The sequence below is a fragment of the Roseibium algicola genome (assembly GCF_001999245.1).
In the GTDB taxonomy this organism is placed as follows: Bacteria; Pseudomonadota; Alphaproteobacteria; order Rhizobiales; family Stappiaceae; genus Roseibium; species Roseibium algicola.
Genome location: NZ_CP019630.1, coordinates 4,627,702 through 4,647,995 on the forward strand (window position 1 = coordinate 4,627,702; position 20,294 = coordinate 4,647,995).

General features: G+C 58.9%; 20 protein-coding genes. 8 read left to right on the forward strand and 12 right to left on the reverse strand.

The annotated features are described in order from the left end of the window. The first annotated feature begins 22 nt into the window (after window positions 1-22). Window positions 23-568, forward strand: coding sequence for a GNAT family N-acetyltransferase (locus B0E33_RS21370; protein ID WP_167579580.1), 546 nt, complete (start codon window positions 23-25; stop codon window positions 566-568). A 24-nt stretch (window positions 569-592) separates the two neighbouring features. Here the strand turns inward: B0E33_RS21370 and B0E33_RS21375 are convergent, their stop codons facing one another. Further along, the gene (locus B0E33_RS21375) at window positions 593-1,171 is read right to left on the reverse strand and encodes a TetR/AcrR family transcriptional regulator (RefSeq protein ID WP_077292370.1); all 579 of its coding nucleotides are present in this window, start codon (window positions 1,169-1,171) and stop codon (window positions 593-595) included. A gap of 119 nt (window positions 1,172-1,290) precedes the next feature. Between B0E33_RS21375 and B0E33_RS21380 the strand changes: the two genes are divergently transcribed. Further along, the gene (locus B0E33_RS21380) at window positions 1,291-1,707 is read left to right on the forward strand and encodes a 4-oxalocrotonate tautomerase (protein ID WP_077292371.1); all 417 of its coding nucleotides are present in this window, start codon (window positions 1,291-1,293) and stop codon (window positions 1,705-1,707) included. A gap of 85 nt (window positions 1,708-1,792) precedes the next feature. Here B0E33_RS21380 and B0E33_RS21385 read toward each other — a convergent pair whose 3' ends face one another. From B0E33_RS21385 to B0E33_RS21405, 5 genes are all read right to left on the reverse strand, one after another. Beyond that, window positions 1,793-2,338, reverse strand: a complete 546-nt coding sequence (locus B0E33_RS21385) for a P-loop NTPase family protein (protein ID WP_023000538.1) — start codon at window positions 2,336-2,338, stop codon at window positions 1,793-1,795. 136 nt (window positions 2,339-2,474) lie between these two features. Beyond that, a complete protein-coding gene (locus B0E33_RS21390) occupies window positions 2,475-4,031 on the reverse strand; it encodes a 2-isopropylmalate synthase (RefSeq protein WP_023000539.1) in 1,557 nt (518 codons plus the stop codon). A gap of 566 nt (window positions 4,032-4,597) precedes the next feature. Continuing rightward, window positions 4,598-5,686 (reverse strand): HD-GYP domain-containing protein, encoded by a 1,089-nt coding sequence (locus B0E33_RS21395; RefSeq protein ID WP_077292372.1) that lies wholly within the window; start codon window positions 5,684-5,686, stop codon window positions 4,598-4,600. Next, window positions 5,683-8,004: an ATP-binding protein gene (locus tag B0E33_RS21400; RefSeq protein WP_077292373.1), complete on the reverse strand. Its 2,322-nt coding sequence runs from the start codon at window positions 8,002-8,004 to the stop codon at window positions 5,683-5,685. The genes B0E33_RS21395 and B0E33_RS21400 overlap by 4 nt, the downstream gene beginning before the upstream one ends. After that, window positions 8,001-8,504, reverse strand: a complete 504-nt coding sequence (locus B0E33_RS21405) for a putative pterin-binding protein (protein ID WP_077292374.1) — start codon at window positions 8,502-8,504, stop codon at window positions 8,001-8,003. The genes B0E33_RS21400 and B0E33_RS21405 overlap by 4 nt, the downstream gene beginning before the upstream one ends. A 437-nt stretch (window positions 8,505-8,941) precedes the next feature. Between B0E33_RS21405 and B0E33_RS21410 the strand changes: the two genes are divergently transcribed. Continuing rightward, entirely contained in the window at window positions 8,942-9,178 is a 237-nt protein-coding gene (locus B0E33_RS21410) for a glutathione binding-like protein (protein WP_156912460.1), read from the forward strand. A gap of 56 nt (window positions 9,179-9,234) precedes the next feature. Here the strand turns inward: B0E33_RS21410 and B0E33_RS21415 are convergent, their stop codons facing one another. Beyond that, window positions 9,235-9,999: an SDR family NAD(P)-dependent oxidoreductase gene (locus B0E33_RS21415; RefSeq protein ID WP_077293517.1), complete on the reverse strand. Its 765-nt coding sequence runs from the start codon at window positions 9,997-9,999 to the stop codon at window positions 9,235-9,237. A gap of 175 nt (window positions 10,000-10,174) precedes the next feature. Here B0E33_RS21415 and B0E33_RS21420 point away from each other — a divergent pair, with 175 nt between their 5' ends. Further along, window positions 10,175-11,071: an AraC family transcriptional regulator gene (locus B0E33_RS21420; protein ID WP_077292376.1), complete on the forward strand. Its 897-nt coding sequence runs from the start codon at window positions 10,175-10,177 to the stop codon at window positions 11,069-11,071. A 24-nt stretch (window positions 11,072-11,095) separates the two neighbouring features. On the opposite strand, the gene B0E33_RS21425 is transcribed toward B0E33_RS21420, so the two are convergent. The 3 genes from B0E33_RS21425 to B0E33_RS21435 form a co-directional block, all read right to left on the reverse strand. Continuing rightward, window positions 11,096-12,007, reverse strand: coding sequence for a PhzF family phenazine biosynthesis protein (locus tag B0E33_RS21425; RefSeq protein ID WP_077292377.1), 912 nt, complete (start codon window positions 12,005-12,007; stop codon window positions 11,096-11,098). Window positions 12,008-12,234: 227 nt separating this feature from the next. Continuing rightward, complete coding sequence (locus B0E33_RS21430; protein ID WP_077292378.1) at window positions 12,235-13,386, reverse strand: GNAT family N-acetyltransferase; 1,152 nt, start codon at window positions 13,384-13,386, stop codon at window positions 12,235-12,237. An 80-nt stretch (window positions 13,387-13,466) separates the two neighbouring features. Next, entirely contained in the window at window positions 13,467-14,369 is a 903-nt protein-coding gene (locus B0E33_RS21435; RefSeq protein WP_023000550.1) for a pirin family protein, read from the reverse strand. Between the two features lie 245 nt (window positions 14,370-14,614). On the opposite strand from B0E33_RS21435, the gene B0E33_RS21440 reads away from it, so the two are divergent. From B0E33_RS21440 to B0E33_RS21455, 4 genes are read left to right on the forward strand one after another with little or no spacing between them, the layout of a single operon-like run. Further along, the gene (locus B0E33_RS21440; protein WP_077292379.1) at window positions 14,615-15,538 is read left to right on the forward strand and encodes an ABC transporter ATP-binding protein; all 924 of its coding nucleotides are present in this window, start codon (window positions 14,615-14,617) and stop codon (window positions 15,536-15,538) included. 7 nt (window positions 15,539-15,545) lie between these two features. After that, complete coding sequence (locus B0E33_RS21445) at window positions 15,546-16,037, forward strand: GNAT family N-acetyltransferase (protein WP_023000552.1); 492 nt, start codon at window positions 15,546-15,548, stop codon at window positions 16,035-16,037. Continuing rightward, the gene (locus B0E33_RS21450; protein ID WP_023000553.1) at window positions 16,034-16,795 is read left to right on the forward strand and encodes an ABC transporter permease; all 762 of its coding nucleotides are present in this window, start codon (window positions 16,034-16,036) and stop codon (window positions 16,793-16,795) included. Before B0E33_RS21445 ends, B0E33_RS21450 begins: the two co-directional genes overlap by 4 nt. 36 nt (window positions 16,796-16,831) lie before the next feature. Beyond that, window positions 16,832-17,719 (forward strand): D-alanyl-D-alanine carboxypeptidase family protein, encoded by an 888-nt coding sequence (locus B0E33_RS21455; protein ID WP_077292380.1) that lies wholly within the window; start codon window positions 16,832-16,834, stop codon window positions 17,717-17,719. Here B0E33_RS21455 and B0E33_RS21460 read toward each other — a convergent pair. Both B0E33_RS21460 and ilvC read right to left on the reverse strand, forming a co-directional pair. After that, entirely contained in the window at window positions 17,710-18,897 is a 1,188-nt protein-coding gene (locus B0E33_RS21460; RefSeq protein WP_077292381.1) for a GGDEF domain-containing protein, read from the reverse strand. The genes B0E33_RS21455 and B0E33_RS21460 overlap by 10 nt on opposite strands. A 319-nt stretch (window positions 18,898-19,216) precedes the next feature. Beyond that, on the reverse strand, window positions 19,217-20,236 hold the full coding sequence (ilvC, locus tag B0E33_RS21465; RefSeq protein WP_006935853.1) for a ketol-acid reductoisomerase: 1,020 nt from the start codon (window positions 20,234-20,236) through the stop codon (window positions 19,217-19,219). Window positions 20,237-20,294 lie beyond the last annotated feature (58 nt).

Below are 20,294 nucleotides of genomic sequence, written 5' to 3' on the forward strand. Positions count from 1 at the left end.
CCTTTTTTTGAGAGTGACCCATTTGAACACACCCATTCTGACAACAGGCAGGCTGCGCCTGTTGCCTTTTTCCGAAGATGACTTCCCATTGTTGCAGGACCTTCATTCAGATCCGGAGGTCAATCGCTATCTGTCTCCGGGACCGGCGATCATGGATCCGGCGGAAGTGCGCCGGCGGCTGGCGAATTACGTCGGCGATCACCGGGTCACCGGGATGTCCAAATGGAAACTGGAGACGGTTGAGGGAGCCTTTATCGGCCGGGCGGGGTTCTCGTTCGAAAGGAACCCGGAAGGCTATGAACTTGGCTACAGCCTGAAACGGTCAGCCTGGGGGCAGGGCTATGCGAGCGAGATCGCGCGGGCTCTTGTCGGTTGGTTCTTCGACACAACACAGAACGATCACATGCTTGCCTATGCAGTTGCGGAACATAAGGCTTCGCAGCGGGTGATGCAGAAGGCAGGACTGCATTTCTGGCGAGAAATACGAAAGCACGGATTGCATTGCCGGTTCTACCGGATCACGCGCCGGCAATATCTTCAGTCTCTGGAGCCTGGCACGGGCGGTTGATCGCTTGAGTGCGATTGGTCGCCATCAAACGCCGGCAGCCTGCAAGGCGGCGGGCAGGGCGGCCGCTGTCACGGTTTCGGCAAGGGCCTCATCCGACATGGCCCGTGCCGTGGTCAGTCCTCCAATCAGGAGACTGAGAAAAACCCAGGCGCGGTTCCGCCGTTCAGACGGGGTGCCTTCCTTGAGCCCCTCGGCAACGAGTGACGCTATTTCCTGCATCTTGTCATCATAGAGTTTGCGGGTCTCAGGCTTGGCCCGTGCGACATCGGGCGATAGAGCGGTCATCGCACAGCCGCAGGCGCGGTCCTGCCGATGCGCCGTGCCGAGATAATACCGTGCAAATGCCTCGACCCATTTGTCGCCGAAACGTTCCCGGTAGTCAGGAATGGTGGTGATTACTTCGTCCAGTCCCTGTTCCAGCGCGGCGTGAAAGGCCCCGTCCTTTGATCCCAGGTGCGCGTAGAATGCACCCGAAGTAGCACCCGCCGCCTTTGCGATCGCGTCGACACCAACCCCGGAATATCCTTCGCTCCGGAAGGCCCTGCTTGATGCGTTGAGCAAGGCTTTTTGGGTTTCTGCCTTGCGAAGTTGTTGTTTTGCCATGCGGTTCTCTCGATTAAAGAACGATCGTTATATATTTTATTGACTTCATAACGATCGTTACATAAATAGAGTGCGTCAGAAAATATAACGAACGTTATATTTAATCGAGAGGAACGGAAATGCCACTTGCACTCAATTACACCCAGGGCGTGATGAGCGAAGATGCCGGTTTGAAAGCAGGCAGGAAAATCACCGAAGCCTTCCTGAAATGGCACGGGCTTGGTGGCAACAAGGTCATGACCCCCAACGTGACCATGCAGATACAGGCACTGCCGAAGAACGGGGCGCTGTCCGGCGGCGAGCCGGTGGAAGGGGCCTGGCTGGAATGCAAGACGCCAAGTTTTGCCCTGGCTGCGCGGGACGTCCAGGTCGGGTTCTTCAAGGAAGCAACAGACATCATCGCCGCGGCGGCGGAAGGGCGTTTGCCACGGGACCACATCTATTCAAACGTGGTGCACACTGTGGACGGGACCTGGAACCTGGACGGCGAAGCCATGACCAACAGCCAGCTTTCCGAACGGATTTCGCAGGGTTGACGTCACAACACGGTTTGAAAAGGGGCCGCTTCTGCGGCCCTTTTGGCAGATCCAGGGGCTTTTTGCCGGCAGGTAACGGGAGAATTCAGGAAACCGGTCCGCTCTCGAGTGAGCCGAGAAATCGCTTCAACTGGCGTGGACGGATGAAGACATGGCTCACTCCGGAGAACACCCTGATGCTTTCCAGATCACGTTCCCGCCGCGTCCGCCTGTAGTTCAGAACGAACTTGAAAAACGGCCAGTCGAAGCGCTCCAGGCAGCCATCCGGCAATTCGCCGCTGCGGGTGCCACCGCGGCCGAGAACGGAGCGCTTAAGCACTCTCGTCGCACAGAGAAACGTCTTAAAATCGAGGTAGATGAGCGTATCGGCTGCTTTCAGGCGAAGGTCCAGGGTGCTGCCGTAGTTGCCGTCCATGATCCAGCGCGGGCGAGCGATCAGCTCTTTCATGGTGGCGCGCCAGACTTCGGGGGAAGGGCGCTGCCAACCCGGTTGCCAGTAATGACTGTCCAGATGAATGACGGGCAGGCCGGTCAGGTCGCTCAAGGTTCGGGCCGCACGGGACTTGCCGGCCCCCGGGCATCCGGCGATCACCACGCGCTTCATCTCTCCGTCTGTGCCAAGGCTTTCCACCCGTTTGTCCTCCCCGACAAAACAAAGCCTCCTGAACCTTACCGGAAAATCGGTGGTGCAGGAGGCTTTTCGTGTCAGGTCCGAAATCGGGCGACAATACAGTCACCGTGATCCGGAGCTTTTGGTGGTTCCGGCGTTAGACGGCAGCAAGCGCGCCCGGGTTGCCGGTCTGCTGGCGCAGGGCCAGCTTGTTCATGGCCGAAACATAGGCACGGGCGGAAGCGACCAGTGTGTCGGTGTCCGCTCCCTTGCCCGTGGCAATGCGGCCGCCGGCTTCCAGGCGCACGGACACTTCGGCCTGTGCGTCGGTGCCTTCGGTCACCGCATGCACCTGGTACAGCGACAGCTTGGCTTCATGCGGCACGATTGCCTTGATGGCGTTGAACGTGGCGTCGACAGGACCGTCGCCCGTGGCTTCCTTGGTGACGTGCTGGCCGTTGACGTCCATGGTCAGGATCGCCTTCTGCGGGCCACCTGTACCGGCAATTACCGTCAGCGCAATCACCTTGGTGCTTTCGCCCAGGATGCTGATTTCGTCCTCGACCAGGGCTTCGATGTCCTCGTCGTAGACGTGTTTCTTGCGGTCGGCGAGGTCCTTGAAACGGCGGAAGGCATCCTGCAGGGCATTGTCGCCCAGTTCGAAGCCCAGTTCTTTCAGCTTGTCGCGGAAGGCGTGGCGGCCGGAATGCTTGCCCATGACCAGCGAGGTGGCTTTCACGCCAACGTCTTCCGGGCGCATGATTTCATAGGTTTCGGCGTTTTTCAGCATGCCGTCCTGGTGGATGCCGCTCTCGTGGGCAAAGGCGTTCTTGCCGACGATGGCCTTGTTGTACTGAACCGCGAACCCGGACGCGCCCGCCACCATCTTGGAAGCGCGAACCATGAATTTCGGGTCGATCTGGGTCATGTAGGGCAGGACGTCGCTGCGGGTGCGGATCGCCATGACGATCTCTTCCAGGGCAGCATTGCCGGCGCGTTCGCCCAGGCCGTTGATGGTGCATTCGATCTGGCGGGCACCACCGGCGACACCGGCCAGCGAGTTGGCAACGGCCAGGCCCAGGTCGTTGTGGCAGTGGACCGAGAAGATCGCCTGGTCGGCATTCGGTACGCGCTCACGGATCTGCTCGAACATGGACTTGTATTCGTCCGGGGTGGCGTAGCCGACCGTATCCGGCAGGTTGATGGTGGTGGCACCGCACTTGATTGCGGCTTCCACGCAGCGGCACAGGTATTCGATCGGCGTGCGCGTTGCGTCCATTGCGGACCATTCGACATCGTCGATCAGGTTGCGCGACCGTGTCACCGTGTCGGTGATGATTTCCAGGACCTGTTCTTCGGTCTTGTTCATCTGGAATTTCAGATGGATCGGCGAAGTGGAAACGAAGGTGTGGATGCGGCCCTTGCCGGCGTGTTTCACGGCTTCGCCGCAGCGGTCGATATCAGCGTGGATGGCGCGGGCCAGACCGGCAATGACGGAGTTTTTCGAGCGCTTGGCAATTTCGCTGACGGCTTCAAAATCGCCGTTCGAGGCAATCGGAAAACCGGCTTCGATGATGTCGACACCCATGTCGTCGAGAATTTCCGCGATCTGCAGCTTTTCTTCCAACGTCATGGAGGCGCCGGGCGATTGTTCGCCGTCGCGCAATGTGGTGTCGAAGATCCGGACCTGGTCCTTCTCGGAAGTGGCAGTCATGTCGTTTCGTCCCTGGCTTGGATCGGGCCTTAGGTCGCTCGGGTAAGGAAAGGCGTGGCGCGATCCGATGGTCGTGATGCGGTTTTTTGAAAACTCTCCCCTAAGTGCCCGTTCCGCCTAAAGACAAGCGAAGCAGCCGACGCTCAGGGGCATCTAAGAAGGAGGAGATCGCCAAGTAGAATGAGGCCGCCGCGCTGAGCCAGCGCGTTGCGAGAAGATCCAGAAATGTCGCGAACCGCGATCATGGGTCTGTCTTGGCCTTTGGTCGTCTTTTCAACTGGTCCGCCAAGCGTGGCGCAAAAGCGTGACCTGACGGTTAATGGGGACTGTTCATAAGTCAGGATGAACCATGATGCAACCAGCTTTTCCGAAGCTTGCACATTTGGAGCCCCCTTGGCCTGGCGTTTCAGGGATCGGCGATAGCTTGCGCAAACAAGATCTGAGCCGCTGCAAAGGCAGGAGGCAAAGGCATTGTGCCCAAAGCGGTTCCTCTCCCGCCGCGTTGATCGCACCCAATCCAGGGCGATTGCCGGTGTCTGTGGTAGACGCCTTGCGGACTGACCGCCTCAGCCGTTTTTGGCCAGGGGAATGGGCTCGTCGGCAAACCTGGCCTGGATCTCCTCCACTTCCTTCTTCTTGCTCAGGAAGGCGGCAATGCACTCCGGGTCGAAGTCGCTGCCTGATTTTTCTTCCAGAAAGCTGAAGGCCCGTTCGTTGGTCCACGCGGACTTGTAGGGGCGTTCCGTCGTCAACGCGTCGAAGACGTCGGCAACGGCCGCTATCCGGCCGACAAGTGGAATTTCTTCTCCACGCAGGCCATTGGGGTAACCGCTGCCGTCCCAGCGTTCGTGGTGTGTCGCGGCAATCTGGGTCGCGACCTGCAGCAGTCGGCAACTGGAGCCCTTGAGGATGCCGGCGCCGATTTCCGTGTGCCGGTTGATTTCTTCGCGTTCTTCCGGGGTGAGGGGGCCGCGTTTCAGCATGATACGGTCCGGAATGCCAACCTTGCCGATGTCGTGCATCGGTGCGGCCATCTTGAGGTCTCGCCGGAACTCCATGCTCATGCCGAGTTCTTCGGCAATCAACTCGCAGAAGTTCGCCATGCGAAGGGTATGCATGGCCGTGTCGAGGTCCTTGTATTCGGAAGCAAGGATCAGCCGGTGAACGATTTCCTCGCCGCGCTTCCGGAGTTCGGTCGTTGCCCTGTCGACTTCCTCTTTCAGCCATTCCGCCCGGGTGGCGAGTTTGCGCTGTGCCTCGGCCAGCTTGGTCAGGTTCCGGACACGGGCCTTGAATTCCACCACCTCGAGCGGCTTGTTCAGAAAATCGACAGCACCGGAGGTCAGGGCCTCGATGCGCGTGTCCCGGTCCTTGTCTGCCGTCACGATCACCATCGGCTTGTCAGTATGGGCGGGGTGCTGATGAATTTCCTTGATGAGCTCGATGCCGTTGAGGCCCGGCAATTGATAGTCGATGATCGCCACATCGAATTCGACCATGTCGAGTGCCGCGATCAGGTCGATGGGATGGGAAAAGCTGACTGCGTGGCATCCGGGGATGCGCTCCACAAGCCGTTCCATGATCATGCGGTTGGTGGGATCGTCTTCGACCAGCAGGATGCGGAAATCGGTGTCGGCAAGCGGTGTGTCGGTCATATCGCAATCTTCCGGTATCTGTTTTTTGCTTTTTCCAGCTCCACCGTCAGGAGTGTCACCTGGTTGGAGGTTTCGATGCTGGTGCGAAGTGCGTCCGCAGTTTTTGAGAGGGTCGTAAATCCGAGATTGTCCGCCGCACCTTTCAGTGTGTGCAGCAGCCGGTCGTAGCTTTCCCCATCACCCGAGCTTGCTGCCTCGGTGACTTGCACAACGAGAGTGTCGGCATTTTCAAAGAAGGCATTCACCAGAGAATGGAAAATCTCCTCGCCAAGTTCCTCGCGCAGCTCAGCTCGTCGGGCATCCCCTTTCTCTTCTCCGGCAAGGCGAACCACATTGGCATTTGGCGTCGCGGCGTCGGATTGAGCCGGATGCATTGGTTCCGTCGGTTCCGGAGAACCTGGGGATGTCGGCAGGTCGGTGGTGCCTTCTGCTGAAGTGTCCGAAGGACCATATTCACGCAGGATGGTCGCAAGCCTCTGGAAGGTGACGGGCTTGGACTCGAAGGCATTCATGCCCGCGTCCAGGCAGTCCTGGCGGTGCCGGTCGGAAGCATTTGCCGTCATTGCGATGATGGGCAGCTTGTCGAATGGAGCGCCGATGTTCCGTATCAGCCGTGTTGCCGCGATCCCGTCGAGATCAGGCATCTGCACGTCCATCAGCACGAGATCGAAAGTGGCGTCCTGCACACGTTTGATTGCCTCCCTGCCGTCGCTGGCAACGATGACTTCCTGACCCAGTCTCTCCAGCAACTTGGTTGCGACACGCTGGTTTATGACGTTGTCCTCCACGAGCAGAACACGCAGACGGGGGATCAATGCAGTTGGGGGCGAACCGCTCTCCAAACCGGTGAGATTCGCCGCAGGGGCGTGTGCCAGTTGAACCGGCAAGGTGAAGCTGAAGGTCGCGCCTTCGCCAGGAACACTGAACACACCTATCGATCCACCCATCGCCTCGACGATCTGTTTGCAGATGGCAAGGCCGAGGCCTGTGCCGCCAAAGCGTCGGCTGATCGAGGAATCGACCTGGTGGAATGCGGTAAAGAGCTGCTTTTGTGCCTCTTCGGCAATGCCGATACCGGAATCCTTGACGCTGATCTTCAGTTCCAGGGTCTCGGCGATAACTTTTCCGGCAACCACATCGACGTGGATTGAGCCGTTTTCGGTGAATTTCACGGCATTGGATAGCAGGTTGAGCAGGACGCGCTTCAGCCGGGTGGGATCGCTCTTGATGAAAGCTTTTTCAAGCGTCGGGTCGATATGAAGTTTGAGCTCGTCATTTTGCTCGAGCGCCTTGCCTTCCACGACAGCTGCCGCCTCTCGCACCAGTTCGTCGAGCCGGAAGACAATCTGTTCGGTCTCAAGGGATCCGTATTCGATCTTCGCAAAGTCGAGGATCTCGTTGATCATCTCCAGCAGTGTATTGCCGGAACTTGTGATGGTGCGGACGTAGCCGGTTTCTTCTTCCGGAAGCTGTTTTTGTGCCAGAAGTTCGGCCATGCCGAGAATGCCGTTCAGCGGGGTGCGGATTTCATGTCCGATCGTGGCCAGAAACTCCGACTTGGCCTTGTTGCCAGCTTCTGCTGCTTCATAGGCTTTCTCGAATTCCTCTGCGGCCTTGTTCATGTCTTCTCGCGTCTGTTTCACGATGCGGACCTGCAGAAGCATATGCAGGGCGAGAAAGAGCGCGGCGACGACGATCGCGAACATGAAGAGGAAGGCCAGCATCTGCACATGGAAGACGTCGTTGCGGGCTTCGGCGCGTGCTTCTGAAATCGTCGCGTTCGTGCGGACAAGAAATTCGTTCGTGGCGCTACGAATTTTTTCGAGCGTTTCTTCGACAGGCGCAAAGTCGATGTCGGAGTAGTTCTTTTTCGCTGCGATTTCATTGAAGACAGGTTCGATGGCCAGGATCTTGGTCTGAATGGTCGTGATCCTGGATCTGAAGTTCGGACTTTGCTCGAAGAAGACGTTGTATTTGGAGTTGGCGAGGACCGAGAGACGCGAATAGAGGATGTCATAACGCGTTACGAGATCTCGCGGTGCTACGGCTTCCTGCGCCGCTTCGATACCGGCCTCGCCGATACGATATTTGACGTGTTGTACCAGCTCGTAGACGGCACGTGTTTCGCGGTCGAGCTGATAGACAGCCCAGATTGCGTCTTCACGGATAGCGTCATGCAACTGGCCTTCACGTTTGACCAGCATTGAAAAGATGGCAAGGACCGTACAGACAAGAAAGATCTGGACGACGAGAACGGATTTCGTCGCCCTTGCAGCCTGTTCAACGGCCTTGCCGCCTATTTCGAGCTGATTTTTCACTCGACTACTTCAACTTCACGGATTTGCCAGACCGAACGGGAGAAGTATTTCTCGTTGAAGAGTTCCGGGTTCGTGTCGAAAGGGTAGATCAGGAACAGGGGGCCCTTGTCGCGAACGGACATGTAGTCGCCGTTCATTTTGGTCGCCAGCATCGTGTCGAAGTCCTCGGCATCTTCTACCGGTACTTCTGCACTGTAGTCGTTGAGAGCCTTGACGATCAGTTTGGAACCGCGTGCGCCAACTTCCTCCAGCACTGCGCGCAGCTGAGGGCCGGAAAAGGCAGTGGTGCCCTCAGTCCAGGGTGTCTCGAGCGTCTTGGAGATTTCTGTAAGGCCTTCCAGCATCTCCATGTCGAATTCAGCGCTGTCACCTTTGTTGGTGTTCTTGATGTTTCCGGTCACAACGAGGACGACATCACCTGTTGGTGCCGGAAGGTTGGCAGCCTGAACGGCAGAGCTGATCATCAGCGCCCCAGCCAGGAGGCTCAGTAAGGTTTTCATGGCGTTTCCCTGTTTACTTGTGCGTTACTGTAATTTTTGACAGTAAACTTGTTTTCATTAGTTCCTCTGCGGAACTTGGATACGCCAAGAGCCTTTAATCAAATGCAAATTAAATGGGCAAACATCTGGTTAACTTCATCAAGTAAAGTAAATATTTTTGTCATTTATGTGTTTTAAATCAATATTTTAAAAGGTTGCGATGTGATGAATTTATTTAATTCGAGCACGAGTAAATGACACAGTGATGGCTCGCTGCAAGCAGGTAGAGTATTGTGATTTATTACTATTCAATGGCAATGCGCGTTTAAGCGTTTGGGTCTCATTCGGATGCGCGGAAATGGCGCTCAAGAAGCGACGATCCGGGCAGCGTTTCAACGGGATTGCGCCGAAACGCTTCCGTTGGCAAACAGCCGCCCATGGGCGCCGCGCAGACGGCAATGGCGGGTACGTCCGCGTTTTTCGATATCCACCTGGAGGGGCGGGCCTACATGTTTGGGGACAGGGTGACCGTAACCGATTTTGCGGTCGGTGCCTTGTCGGCGTTGGCGCTGAACCCGCAATCGCGTATGCCGTTGGAAGGCCATGCCAACATCATTGCCTGGTATCAGCGGCTGGAAGCAGTGCCGAGCTGGTCCATTACGGCACCTGCACGCCTGATGGAAGCTGCCGAATAGGCCATGCACGCGGCGGCCGGGATCCGGCCGCCGCGGCACACTGCTGACTTAGGGTGTCAGAGGTTCTGACCGCCCGAGACTTCAATGCGCTGGCCGGTCATCCAGCCGGTATTGCCGCTCAAAAGCGCGGTGATGGCTCCGCCGATGTCATCCGGAAGGCCGGCACGGCCCATGGCTGTCATGGAGGCGACCACCTTGTTGAGTTCCGGATTGTCACGCACGGCACCGCCACCGAAATCCGTTTCAATGGCGCCAGGCGCCAGCGTGTTGACGGCGATGTGTCGAGATCCCAGTTCCTTGGCCAGATAGCGGGTCAGAACTTCAATCGCGCCTTTCATGGTCGCGTAGGCGGAATAGCCGGGCAGGGAGAACCGGGCAAGGCCGGACGATACGTTCAGAATGCGGCCGCCATCCGCGATCAGCGGTAGCAACTGCTGGGTCAGGAAAAAGACTCCCTTCACGTGAACATTCATCAACTGGTCGAAATCGGTCTCAGTCGTCTCGGCGAATGGCTTGTGAATGCCCGTGCCGGCGTTGTTGACCAGGAAATCGAAACTGTCGCGCTGCCAGGTCTGCTGTAACACGGTTTTCAATGCGTCCGTGAATGCGGGGAAGCCGGATGTGTCGGCAGTATCGAGCTGCAGGGCAACAGCCCTGGCACCCAGCGCTTCCACTTCGGCAACGACCTGTTCGGCCTCTTCCTTGCTGGTCCTGTATGTCAAGACCGTGTCGATACCGTTCTTGGCAAGATGAAGAACAGTGTTGCGGCCAAGGCCGCGGCTGCCGCCGGTGATGAGGGCGATCTTGGGGGAGGTGGTCATGTTATTGGCTCCAGTGTTGTGGGGCGTGATGTCGATGACCATGAGATAGTCCGTAGCGAGACGTGTTGTGTGCCGGTTTCTCCAGAAGACTTGCCTGATCCTACAAATCAGGCAACCTGCATGCTTGCCATCACCAACCGGCGGGCGTATCGCTGGGTTCTTGACGGAGGGAACCATGCAGGCAGACGAGCTTATCCGGAAAGTTGTTGCATTTGCTGATGATCATGGCGCGGGGGGCGATCCTTTTCCTGTTGGTGCTGGTGGCATGACGCTGGTGCGTCAACGCCGGCCAACCCTGATCTATCCGATCGTCTACCAACCGATTTTCTGCCTGGTTCTCCAAGGGGAGAAGCAGACATATCTCGGATCGAATACCGTCCGGTTCGGTGCCATGCAGTCACTGATTGTCGGGCTGGATCTGCCCGCGCAGGCACGGGTCGTGCGTGCGAGCCAGGCCGAGCCCTATGTTGCGCTCGCCATTCCACTGGACATGGCACTGATCCGCGAACTTGCTCTGGAGCTGGACCGGCCGGGTAAAACATCTCTGGCTGCACGCGCCGTTGCAAGCGGCAGGGCAGATGCGGCAATCGTCGATGCCATGCGGCGCCTGTTCGAGCTTGCGGAGATGCCGGAGGCAGGCAAGGTGTTGCTGCCGTTGATCTTGCGAGAGATCCACTACTGGCTGCTGACCGCCGAACATGGCGCGATCCTGCGTCAGATTTCAGAGCAGGACAGTCACGCGGCCCGCATCGCCAAGGTCATTGCCGGCATACGCCGGAACATTGCGGCGTCCTTGCGGGTGGACGATCTTGCCGGTGAGGCAGGTATGAGCGTGTCTGCCTTCCATGCGCACTTCAAGGATATTACCGGCACCAGTCCGCTGCAGTTTCAAAAGCAGTTGCGGCTGATGGAGGCACGCCGGCTGCTGCAGGCGGAAAAACTGTCCGTCTCGCGCGCGGCGTTCCAGGTGGGTTACGAAAGCGCGACCCAGTTCAGCCGAGAGTACGCCCGGCATTTCGGTCTGCCGCCGCGCGCCGACAAGGCGAACGAACCTGCCCAGGCGGCCTTCTGACCGTCCGGGCAGCGTCTGATTTGATTAGAGGAACAGTTCGCCCCGAGCGACAAGCGTCGCCTGACCGCCGATCCTGACCGCATGCATCTTGCCGCCCTCGATGTCGATTTCAAGGTCGATCAGGGATGGCCGTCCCATCTCGAAACCCTGTTCGATGCGGATATGGTGGGTGCCGTTGGGAAGGTCGTCGTAGTAGTCGACCACACCTGCGAATGCCGCTGCGGCAGAACCTGTCGCGGGATCTTCTGGAATACCCATGTCGGGCGCAAACAGGCGGGCGTGGAAAGCGCTGTCATGGGAGCGGGTTTCGCGGCAATAGACATAAGCGTCCGTATTGCCGTTCTTGCCGAAGCCCGCGTTCCACATGGCCGGCACCGGTTTGGCGCGCGCCAAGGCATCCAGATCGCGCACCGGCACGAAGGTGAAGGGAGGGCCTACGCGGAAGCGGGAGGGGCCATGGTTCTCGAACCCGATGTCACTCGGCTCCAGGTTGAGCGCGGCGGCGATCAGTTCGACGTTGTTGGTCGGTCCGGCGGGCTCCGGCAGGCTGGGAACGTCGAACTCGGCAAAGGCGGCTGCGTGCTCGCGCAGGATAACCGCGCAGCGCACGGTGCCGATCTGCTGCTTCAGAACAACAACGGCATCCTGCTCGCCCGAAATATCGCCAAAGCGTTCCGTTGCCAGAAGGATGGCCGTACCGACGGTCGGGTGCCCGGCGAACGGCAATTCCATCTTGGGAGTGAAGATCCGCATGGTGGCGGAATGCCCGGGCTTTTCCGGCGGGAAGACGAAGACCGTTTCGGAAAGATTGAACTCACCGGCGATCTTCTGCATCTGCTCGTCGCTCAGCCCCTCGGAGTCCAGAACCACCGCCAGGGGGTTCCCGGCAAGGCTCGTGTTTGTGAAGACATCCAGGATCGCGTAGCGGCGGCTCATACTTCTCTTCTCCCTGTCGCCGCCTGCCGGCCTTCAAACGAAGTCAGGCGAGGGGCTCAAACGTTGTAAAACAACCAACCTGTCCGCATCGGACGGCCCGTGCAAACCACGGTGCCGGCTTCAAAGGTGAGCGGACTTTTGCATTTTCAGGCAAGTCCTGCCAGTGCTTAGTGCGCATTCTTGGTGAACAAAATATTGCCGTTCCCGGCCGTCTCGCCGAGTGCCCTTCATGGCAGCAGATATTTGCCGAGCGAGCGGGCGTAAGGCACGATGGCACTGTCCTCAAGGTCTGCGCGCGTGCGAATGATGCGCATATCGGCAAGCTCCTGTTCTTCCGACGCCTCTGAAAAACGCAGGATCTCCGTGCGCAACTCTTCCGCGAGGCGGGGGACATCCATCAGCTGGCCGATGGAAATTCGCCAGCCGTCGAATGTCACCAGCAGCCCGGCAGGCTGGACGTCGTCTCGTTTGAGGCCTGTTTCCTCTTCAAGTTCCCGGTAGATCGCCCCGACAACGTCGACCTTGCCATCTTCGGTCAGGTCGGTCGGGTCGAGATTGCCACCCGGAGGGTAGATCATGCCCGCTGTGGCGGTCTTTCGGGACATGACACCATAAAGCAATGCGCCCTCGGCGGACCTCAGGATGGCGGAGCCGAAGAGATTGAACGAGCTTGCATCGGGCGCACCCCAGTCGCGCCACGCCAGGAAAGCGGCAAAGGAACATTCCGCGCAGGTGCCGTTAAAGGTGCCGTCCTTGAACTCGAACCCGGTCAACTTCATGGTTCGGCCATTCCAAAGCATGGGAATGCGCTTCCTGGCTTCCTCGAAATACGCATCGATGGCGTCTGCATGCTTCGTTTCAAAAGCCCAGGGTTTGTCCGAAACCTCGATGTTCAGCGCTTCCACCCGGTAAACCGCAGGTGCCAGCGGTTTTTCCATCAGGGGGATTTCCTTGCCGGGCGACATCTCGCTTGGTCGAGTCGCCATCGTCCGAAACCCGCGCTTTTCGTAAAAGGGGCCCGCGTTGGCGTCGCTTTCCAGATAAAGCCGGCTCAATCCCTGTCGGTGGGCATGATCCTCCGCGCGCTTCAGCAGAAGGTCGCCAATGCCCTGACGCTGGGCTTCAGGGGCAACAAACAGGAAATCGACAAGCAGCGTATCTTCTCTTTGGGGAGAGAGACCGGAAAAGGCTATGGGCTGACCGTCCCGCTCTGCAACGGTGAGCGTCAGGGACTGGATGGTTGCCTCGGATATTCGCCAGTAGTCGCGAAACTCTGCCATTTTTTCCTCCGGATAGCCCCAGGAGGCCTTGGCGCGATGGAGGATATCGGTGAGGGCAGGGGCGTCGGCCTCTGTGGCCGGGCGGAGTTTCAATGGCATGGGCTGTCCAGATTGATTGTATCCCGGACAGCCCTAGCCAGACTTTGTGAAAGTTACAAGGCAGCAGGTTCTTTTCAGCCCTACCGGATAAATGTGCCGTTCTGCAGTTCGGTTACCGCCTGAATCAGCTCCTGGCGGGTGTTCATCACAATGGGGCCGTGCCAGGCCACGGGTTCCTTGATCGGTGCACCGGAGACCAAAAGGAACCGGATGCCTTCCTCGCCTGCGTGAACGACGATCTCGTCGCCGGAGCCGAAGATCACCAGAGAACGGTTGCCGGTCTCGTCACGGATCTTCAGTTCCTCGCCGCCGAATTCCTTTTCCGTCAGAACCCCGAACGGGTCGGACGCTCCTTCGAACGTGCCGGAGCCTTCGAAAATGTAGGCAAAGGTCTGCTTGTATGTGTCGACCTTGAAGCGTTTCTTGTGACCAGCCGGCACATGGATGTCGAGATACTGCGGATCGGCGGCGATACCGTCGACCGGGCCGCGCTTGCCCCAGAACTCGCCACAGATGATTCGTGCGGAAGTGCCGTCGTCATCGGTTACAACCGGGATCTCTTTCGACGCGACATCCTGGTAGCGCGGTGCGGTCATCTTCAGCGAGGACGGCAGGTTCGCCCAGAGCTGGAAACCGTGCATGCGGCCATTGGCGTCGCCCTTTGGCATCTCCTGATGCATGATCCCGCGCCCGGCTGTCATCCACTGGACGTCGCCCGCACCCAGGTTGCCGCTGTTGCCCAGACTGTCGCCGTGTTCAACGGTGCCGGCCAGCACGTAGGTAATGGTTTCAATGCCGCGATGGGGATGCCAGGGAAAGCCCTTCAGATAGTCCTCGGGACGTTCGTTGCGGAAATCGTCCAGCAGCAGGAAAGGATCCAGCATTTCCGGATCCTGAAATCCGAACGCTCGCTCCAGCCGGACGCCGGCGCCTTCCATGGTTGATTGTGTGCTGCCGATGTGGGTTACGGGGCGGATGGACATGACTTGGTTCCTGATGCGGATTGACTTTGAGGGAAAGATAGCGGCTCGCAGGGCAAAACCTAGTCTTGGCTCTGCAGACGCAGTGTTTCGAAAGACGAAACAGTGATGTCGTCAGCCGGATAAGGCCCGACCGGACGGTGGCTTACGGCCAAAGGGTTGCATCTTGCGGACGGTCCGCCCACATGCAAGTGTGCACGCCTGTTTGGCCGTCTGGTCAAATCCCCAATTCCGAACCGGTTGAAACGATGGCCCCGATACTTTCCGTACGCGACCTGGAAAAAACCTATGAAGGTGGCTTCCAGGCTCTCAAATCCGTGTCTCTGGATATCCAGCAAGGAGAGGTGTTTGCGTTGCTCGGGCCGAATGGCGCCGGCAAGACAACATTGATCAGCACGATTTGCGGCCTGGTGCGGCCGACCTCCGGCAGTATTCACGTGTGCGGCCATGATGCCTTGAGCGAGTACCGCGCTGCCCGGCAGATGATCGGTCTGGTGCCTCAGGAGATGCCCACGGCTCCCTTCGAAATGGTCGGTGATACGGTCGCCTTCAGCCGCGGCCTGTTCGGCATGAAACCCGATCCGGCACGGATCGAGAGCATTCTCAAGGACCTGACGCTCTGGGAAAAGCGCAACAACCCCATCATGGCCCTGTCCGGGGGCATGAAGCGCCGCCTGCTGGTCGCCAAGGCGCTGGCGCACGAGCCGAAGATCCTGTTCCTGGACGAGCCGACAGCCGGTGTGGATGTGGAACTCAGGCACGACATGTGGCGCATCGTTGGGGAGCTCAAGCAGAAGGGCGTCACCATCATCCTGACCACACACTATATCGAGGAGGCCGAGGAAATGGCCGATCGTGTCGGGGTGATCAACAATGGTGAGATCATCCTCGTGGAAGAGAAGGCAGAGCTCATGCGCAAGCTCGGGCGCAAGTTGCTGTCGCTCAGCTTGACGGAGCCGCTCGTCGAGATCCCCGGCAGTCTTGCCCGCTACGATCTGAAGCTCGAGGATGACGGCCGCAGCCTGGTCTATACCTACGATACCCAGGCTGACCGGACTGGCATCACATCGCTTCTGACCGATCTCTCCCAGTCTGGCGTGCGTTTTCACGATCTGCAGACGGATCAGTCGTCGCTCGAGGACATCTTCGTCGGTTTGGTCAGTCAGGGATGAGGCGGCGATGGACACCGGTTTCACCATTCGCAAGGCGACACTGGACGACTGCACGGCACTGACGGACCTGTGCATGCGCTCCAAGCAGTCGAACGGCTATGACGATGCTTTCATGGCCATGTGCGCCGAAGAACTCAAGGTCCGCGACAGCTGGATCGAGGAGCACGATTTCTGGCTGGCGCAGGACGCAGGCGGTGAGCCCGTCGGCTGTATCCGGCTGTCCATGGAAGACGACGGTGAAACAGGGGAACTGGAGACCTGTTTTGTCGACCCTGCCTGGCAGGGACGCCGCGTCGGCCGGGCGCTGTTCGATGCGCTTTATGAAAGAGCGCGGAGCCTTGGTCTGGTGAGGATCGGTCTCGATGCGGATCCTTTTGCAGAACCTTTCTATGCCCGCATGGGCTTCAAGACCATTGGCCGGTCTCCATCCGGCTCGATCCCGGGGCGCACGTTGCCCCGAATGGAACTCATTCTGATTTCGGGGCAGCAGGGCACATGAATTTCGAAGCGATCAAAGTCATCTACCTGGCCGAAATGGCCCGCACCCGCCGCACGATCATGCAGAGCATCATCTCGCCGGTGATTTCCACGGTGCTTTATTTCGTTGTCTTCGGGGCAGCCATCGGCTCTCGGATCTCCGAGGTCGACGGTGTCAGCTACGGCGCCTTCATCGTGCCCGGGCTGATCATGCTGTCCCTGATGACACAGAGCCTCTCCAACGCCTCCTTCGGCATCTATTTCCCGCGGTTTACGGGCACGATCTTCGAGGTGCTGTCGGCGCCCGTGTCGTTCCTGGAAATCACCGTTGCCTATGTCGGGGCGGCGGCTACGAAGTCGATCCTGGTCGGGTTGATCATCCTGATCACGGCGAGTTTCTTCGTTCCGCTGGAAATCCAGCACCCGGTCTGGATGGCAGCGTTCTTCCTCCTGACGGCCGTTACATTCGCCCTGCTCGGCTTCATCATAGGCATCTGGGCCGACAATTTCGAAAAACTGCAGTTTGTGCCGCTGTTGATTGTCACGCCTCTGGCTTTTCTGGGCGGCAGCTTCTATTCCATCAACATGTTGCCGGATATCTGGCAGAAGATCACGCTGATCAACCCGGTGGTCTACCTGATTTCCGGGTTCCGCTGGAGCTTCTATGGTCAGGCGGACGTCAGCCTTTGGCTGTCGCTGCTGGCAACGATGATCTTCCTCGGCGGTTCACTGGCCGTCATACATTGGATTTTCAAGACCGGATACCGCCTGAAGGCTTGAGGTATCCGGCCGAAACGCGAGTTTAAGAGAGCGGGAATGCGTGCGTCTGTCCTTTTGAAGAAGGCTTCGATCTTCGTTCTGGCCGGGTTTCTGGCCGCCTGTCAGACGGGGCAGGGGCCAGCCCCGACGCCCGTTACAAGTGCAGCGCCTGCCGTTCAGACGGCACCTCTTCCTGCCGTTGCCTATGCGCCGGAAACGGCAGTTGAGCGCGGGTTCTCCGCGCTGGTGCTGAATGCGTCGACCGGCGAAGAGCTTTATGCGGTCGATGCGGATGCACCGCGGTATCCCGCTTCGCTGAGCAAGATGATGACGCTCTACCTGCTCTTTGATGCGGTTTCGCAAGGGCGTTACACGCTTTCCACCCCCTTGAGCGTTTCGGCCAAGGCAGCATCGCAGCCGCCGGCAAAGATCGGCATCAAGGCAGGGTCGACCATCACGGTCGAGCAGGCGGCAAGGGCGCTTGCGGTCAAGTCGGCCAATGACGTCGCCATCGCCGTTGCCGAAAATCTGGCCGGAAGCGAAGCGGCCTTCGCCCGGCAGATGACGTCCCAAGCGCGGGCTCTTGGCCTGTCGCGTACCCGTTTCGTCAATGCCACGGGCCTGCCTGATCCCGCGCAGGTGTCGTCGGCGCGTGACATGGCAGTGCTTGGTCTCGCCCTGAAGCGGCGGTTCCCGCAATACGGCAGCTATTACCGGGCCAAGTCGTTCGACTACAACGGCCGCACCTTCCGGGCCACCAACAACCTGGTCGGCAAGGTTGCCGGTGTGGATGGTCTGAAGACGGGCTATATCCGCATGTCCGGCTACAATCTGGTCGCGACCGCCAACCGGGGCGGCAAGCGACTGATCGTCGTCGTCATGGGCGGGGCGAGCGAGGCGGCGCGGGACAAGGAAGTGACACGGCTGCTCGAAGCCTATTCCTGAGCGGCCCGCAAAGGTTCGGCTGGTATTGCACCGGAAACCTTCTCGACAACCGAGACCCGATTGCGCCCGGTCCGTTTGGACAGGTAGAGGCTCTCATCGACTGTCTTGAGCAATTCGGCTGACGGCAGCTGGCTGCCGTCGCCGTGATAGACACCTGCCGACGCCGTCAGATTGAAGTCCTGCGGTGCGAATTCGAACCGCAGGTGGGAAATGCGCTCGCGCAGGCGATCGGCAACCCGGAAGGCGTTCTCGCGCGAGATGGACGGCAGAAGCACCGCGAATTCTTCGCCGCCGAGGCGGGCAAAGCAGTCGTTCTGGCGCAGATGCGCCTTCACTTCCGAACAGACCTTCACAAGCGCTTCGTCGCCTGCGACATGTCCGAACCTGTCGTTCACCTGCTTGAAGTGATCGAGGTCGAAGTGGACCAGACCGAAGTCGTCCTTCTGCGTTTCCTGCAGGAGGCTTTCCAGACGTGTCTGAAACTCTCTGCGGTTGAAGGCGCCGGTCAGGGGATCGCGCCGTGCCGCTTCCCGGTTCCGGTTCGCCACGAGCTCGAACGACAGTGCAAGGGAGAAAGCGCCGGTCAGACTGACGAAGACGAGTGCGCACATCAGGTGAATGTCGACAATCAGGTCGTCGATCATGCCTGGCCCTTGCGGGCCGCCGGAAACAAGTCCGTGCACCGTGCGCAGCACACCTTCGGCAGCCAGAAAGAAGAACGCCAGGATGAGGCCGATATTGGAAATCAGACCCCGGAACGGCCTTGAAGCGTAGACGGTAATGGTTGCAACGGACAGCAGCGTGAACACCACGTTGGAGGCCATGTACGCAAGGGCGTAGTTGGAAAGCAGATATGCGCAGCCTGCGACGATGCTGTAGGCAAACGCGGGCGCGACAACATTGCTGAGCTTGCTCGGCATATCCGCCAGAAGGCGTGCCGCGTGCCAGTGACAGCCAAAACCGAGCAGCAACAGGGTGTTGGGGAGCAGATAGGCGACCAGGGGCGGCAGCATGCTGCTGAGCGCAAAGCAGATCAGAGACGACGCCAACAGGGTATTTGCAGCGGCCCAGCTTAACCAGTGAGCGCGTGGACTGGTCTGCAGGGAAATGGCCAGGAAGCAGATGGCAAAAATCGACAGCAGAAGCACATTTGCCGAAAAGAGTGTCGATAGATCCATCAAGGCAGTCTCCGGAACCGGTTCCTCAATCTCACAAAGGATAGTGATTACGTTACGGGATAGGGTCTTGCAATCCGGTTAGCCGCGATAAAAAAACTTTTATCAAATAGGGAACTCAACGCTTTGGTCCCGTTTACGATACCTGTGAAATTTGCGGAGGGAATACGGCATCTTTGGGGCGGCAGGGCGGTGGTGGTCGAGGGCCGCTTATTTATAACGCCTGCACCCGGATATCTATTTGACGACCAGCAGGAACCGGCAAAAAGAAACCCCGCTGTTGCCAGCGGGGTCTCGTTTCGGGTCGATGGGGCGAACCTTGTTAGTTCTTGGTCTTGTCGACGAGCGCGTTGGACTTGATCCACGGCATCATGCCGCGGAGTTTTTCGCCAACTTCCTCGATCTGGTGTGCGTCGTTCAGGCGGCGGGTTGCCTTGAACTTGGCAGCGCCTGCACGGTATTCCTGCATCCAATCGGAAGTGAACTTGCCGGTCTGGATGTCTGTCAGGACGCGCTTCATTTCCGCCTTGGTTTCCGGCGTCACGATGCGCGGACCAGTCACGTACTCACCCCACTCTGCAGTGTTGGAGATGGAGTAGTTCATGTTGGCGATGCCGCCTTCGTAGATCAGGTCGACGATCAGCTTCACTTCGTGCAGGCACTCGAAGTAGGCCATTTCCGGAGCGTAGCCGGCTTCAACCAGGGTTTCGAAACCGGCGCGGATCAGTTCGACGAGACCGCCGCACAGAACAGCCTGTTCGCCGAAGAGGTCGGTTTCGCACTCTTCCTTGAAGGTGGTTTCGATGATGCCCGAACGGCCGCCGCCAACGCCACAGGCGTAGGACAGGCCGAGGTCATGGGCATTGCCGGAAGCGTCCTGGTGAACAGCGATCAGGCACGGCACGCCGCCACCCTTCATGTATTCGCCGCGCACGGTGTGGCCCGGGCCCTTCGGTGCAACCATCAGAACGTCAACGGTCGACTTTGCCTCGATCAGGCCGAAGTGAACGTTGAGGCCATGTGCGAAGGCGATTGCAGCGCCGTCACGGATGTTGGCTGCGATGTGGTCCTTGTAGATGTCGGCCTGCAGTTCGTCCGGGGTTGCCATCATCATCAGGTCGGCCCAGGCAGCAGCGTCAGCCACGTTCATGACCTTGAAGCCGTCAGCTTCTGCCTTCAGAGCGGTCGTGGAGCCCTCGCGCAGGGCAACGGCGATCTCCGTGCAGCCGCTGTCCTTGAGGTTCATGGCATGGGCGCGGCCCTGCGAGCCGTAGCCGATGATGGCGACTTTTTTGGACTTGATCAGGTTAAGATCAGCATCACGATCGTAATAAACGCGCATGGGTTCCTTTCTCCCGTCTGCATTCTGTCGTTTGAAGGCCGGTTTTCCGGTCTTGATT

Bases quoted from the DNA above. Each gene is read 5' to 3' on its own strand.
- B0E33_RS21375 (WP_077292370.1), bottom strand. From the start codon at position 1,171: ATGGCAAAACAACAACTTCGCAAGGCAGAAACCCAAAAAGCCTTGCTC.
- B0E33_RS21380 (WP_077292371.1), top strand. From the start codon at position 1,291: ATGCCACTTGCACTCAATTACACCCAGGGCGTGATGAGCGAAGATGCC.
- B0E33_RS21390 (WP_023000539.1), bottom strand. From the start codon at position 4,031: ATGACTGCCACTTCCGAGAAGGACCAGGTCCGGATCTTCGACACCACA.
- B0E33_RS21395 (WP_077292372.1), bottom strand. From the start codon at position 5,686: ATGACCGACACACCGCTTGCCGACACCGATTTCCGCATCCTGCTGGTC.
- B0E33_RS21405 (WP_077292374.1), bottom strand. From the start codon at position 8,504: ATGAAAACCTTACTGAGCCTCCTGGCTGGGGCGCTGATGATCAGCTCT.
- B0E33_RS21410 (WP_156912460.1), top strand. From the start codon at position 8,942: ATGGCGGGTACGTCCGCGTTTTTCGATATCCACCTGGAGGGGCGGGCC.
- B0E33_RS21415 (WP_077293517.1), bottom strand. From the start codon at position 9,999: ATGACCACCTCCCCCAAGATCGCCCTCATCACCGGCGGCAGCCGCGGC.
- B0E33_RS21420 (WP_077292376.1), top strand. From the start codon at position 10,175: ATGCAGGCAGACGAGCTTATCCGGAAAGTTGTTGCATTTGCTGATGAT.
- B0E33_RS21425 (WP_077292377.1), bottom strand. From the start codon at position 12,007: ATGAGCCGCCGCTACGCGATCCTGGATGTCTTCACAAACACGAGCCTT.
- B0E33_RS21430 (WP_077292378.1), bottom strand. From the start codon at position 13,386: ATGCCATTGAAACTCCGCCCGGCCACAGAGGCCGACGCCCCTGCCCTC.
- B0E33_RS21435 (WP_023000550.1), bottom strand. From the start codon at position 14,369: ATGTCCATCCGCCCCGTAACCCACATCGGCAGCACACAATCAACCATG.
- B0E33_RS21440 (WP_077292379.1), top strand. From the start codon at position 14,615: ATGGCCCCGATACTTTCCGTACGCGACCTGGAAAAAACCTATGAAGGT.
- B0E33_RS21445 (WP_023000552.1), top strand. From the start codon at position 15,546: ATGGACACCGGTTTCACCATTCGCAAGGCGACACTGGACGACTGCACG.
- B0E33_RS21450 (WP_023000553.1), top strand. From the start codon at position 16,034: ATGAATTTCGAAGCGATCAAAGTCATCTACCTGGCCGAAATGGCCCGC.
- B0E33_RS21455 (WP_077292380.1), top strand. From the start codon at position 16,832: ATGCGTGCGTCTGTCCTTTTGAAGAAGGCTTCGATCTTCGTTCTGGCC.
- B0E33_RS21460 (WP_077292381.1), bottom strand. From the start codon at position 18,897: ATGGATCTATCGACACTCTTTTCGGCAAATGTGCTTCTGCTGTCGATT.
- ilvC (WP_006935853.1), bottom strand. From the start codon at position 20,236: ATGCGCGTTTATTACGATCGTGATGCTGATCTTAACCTGATCAAGTCC.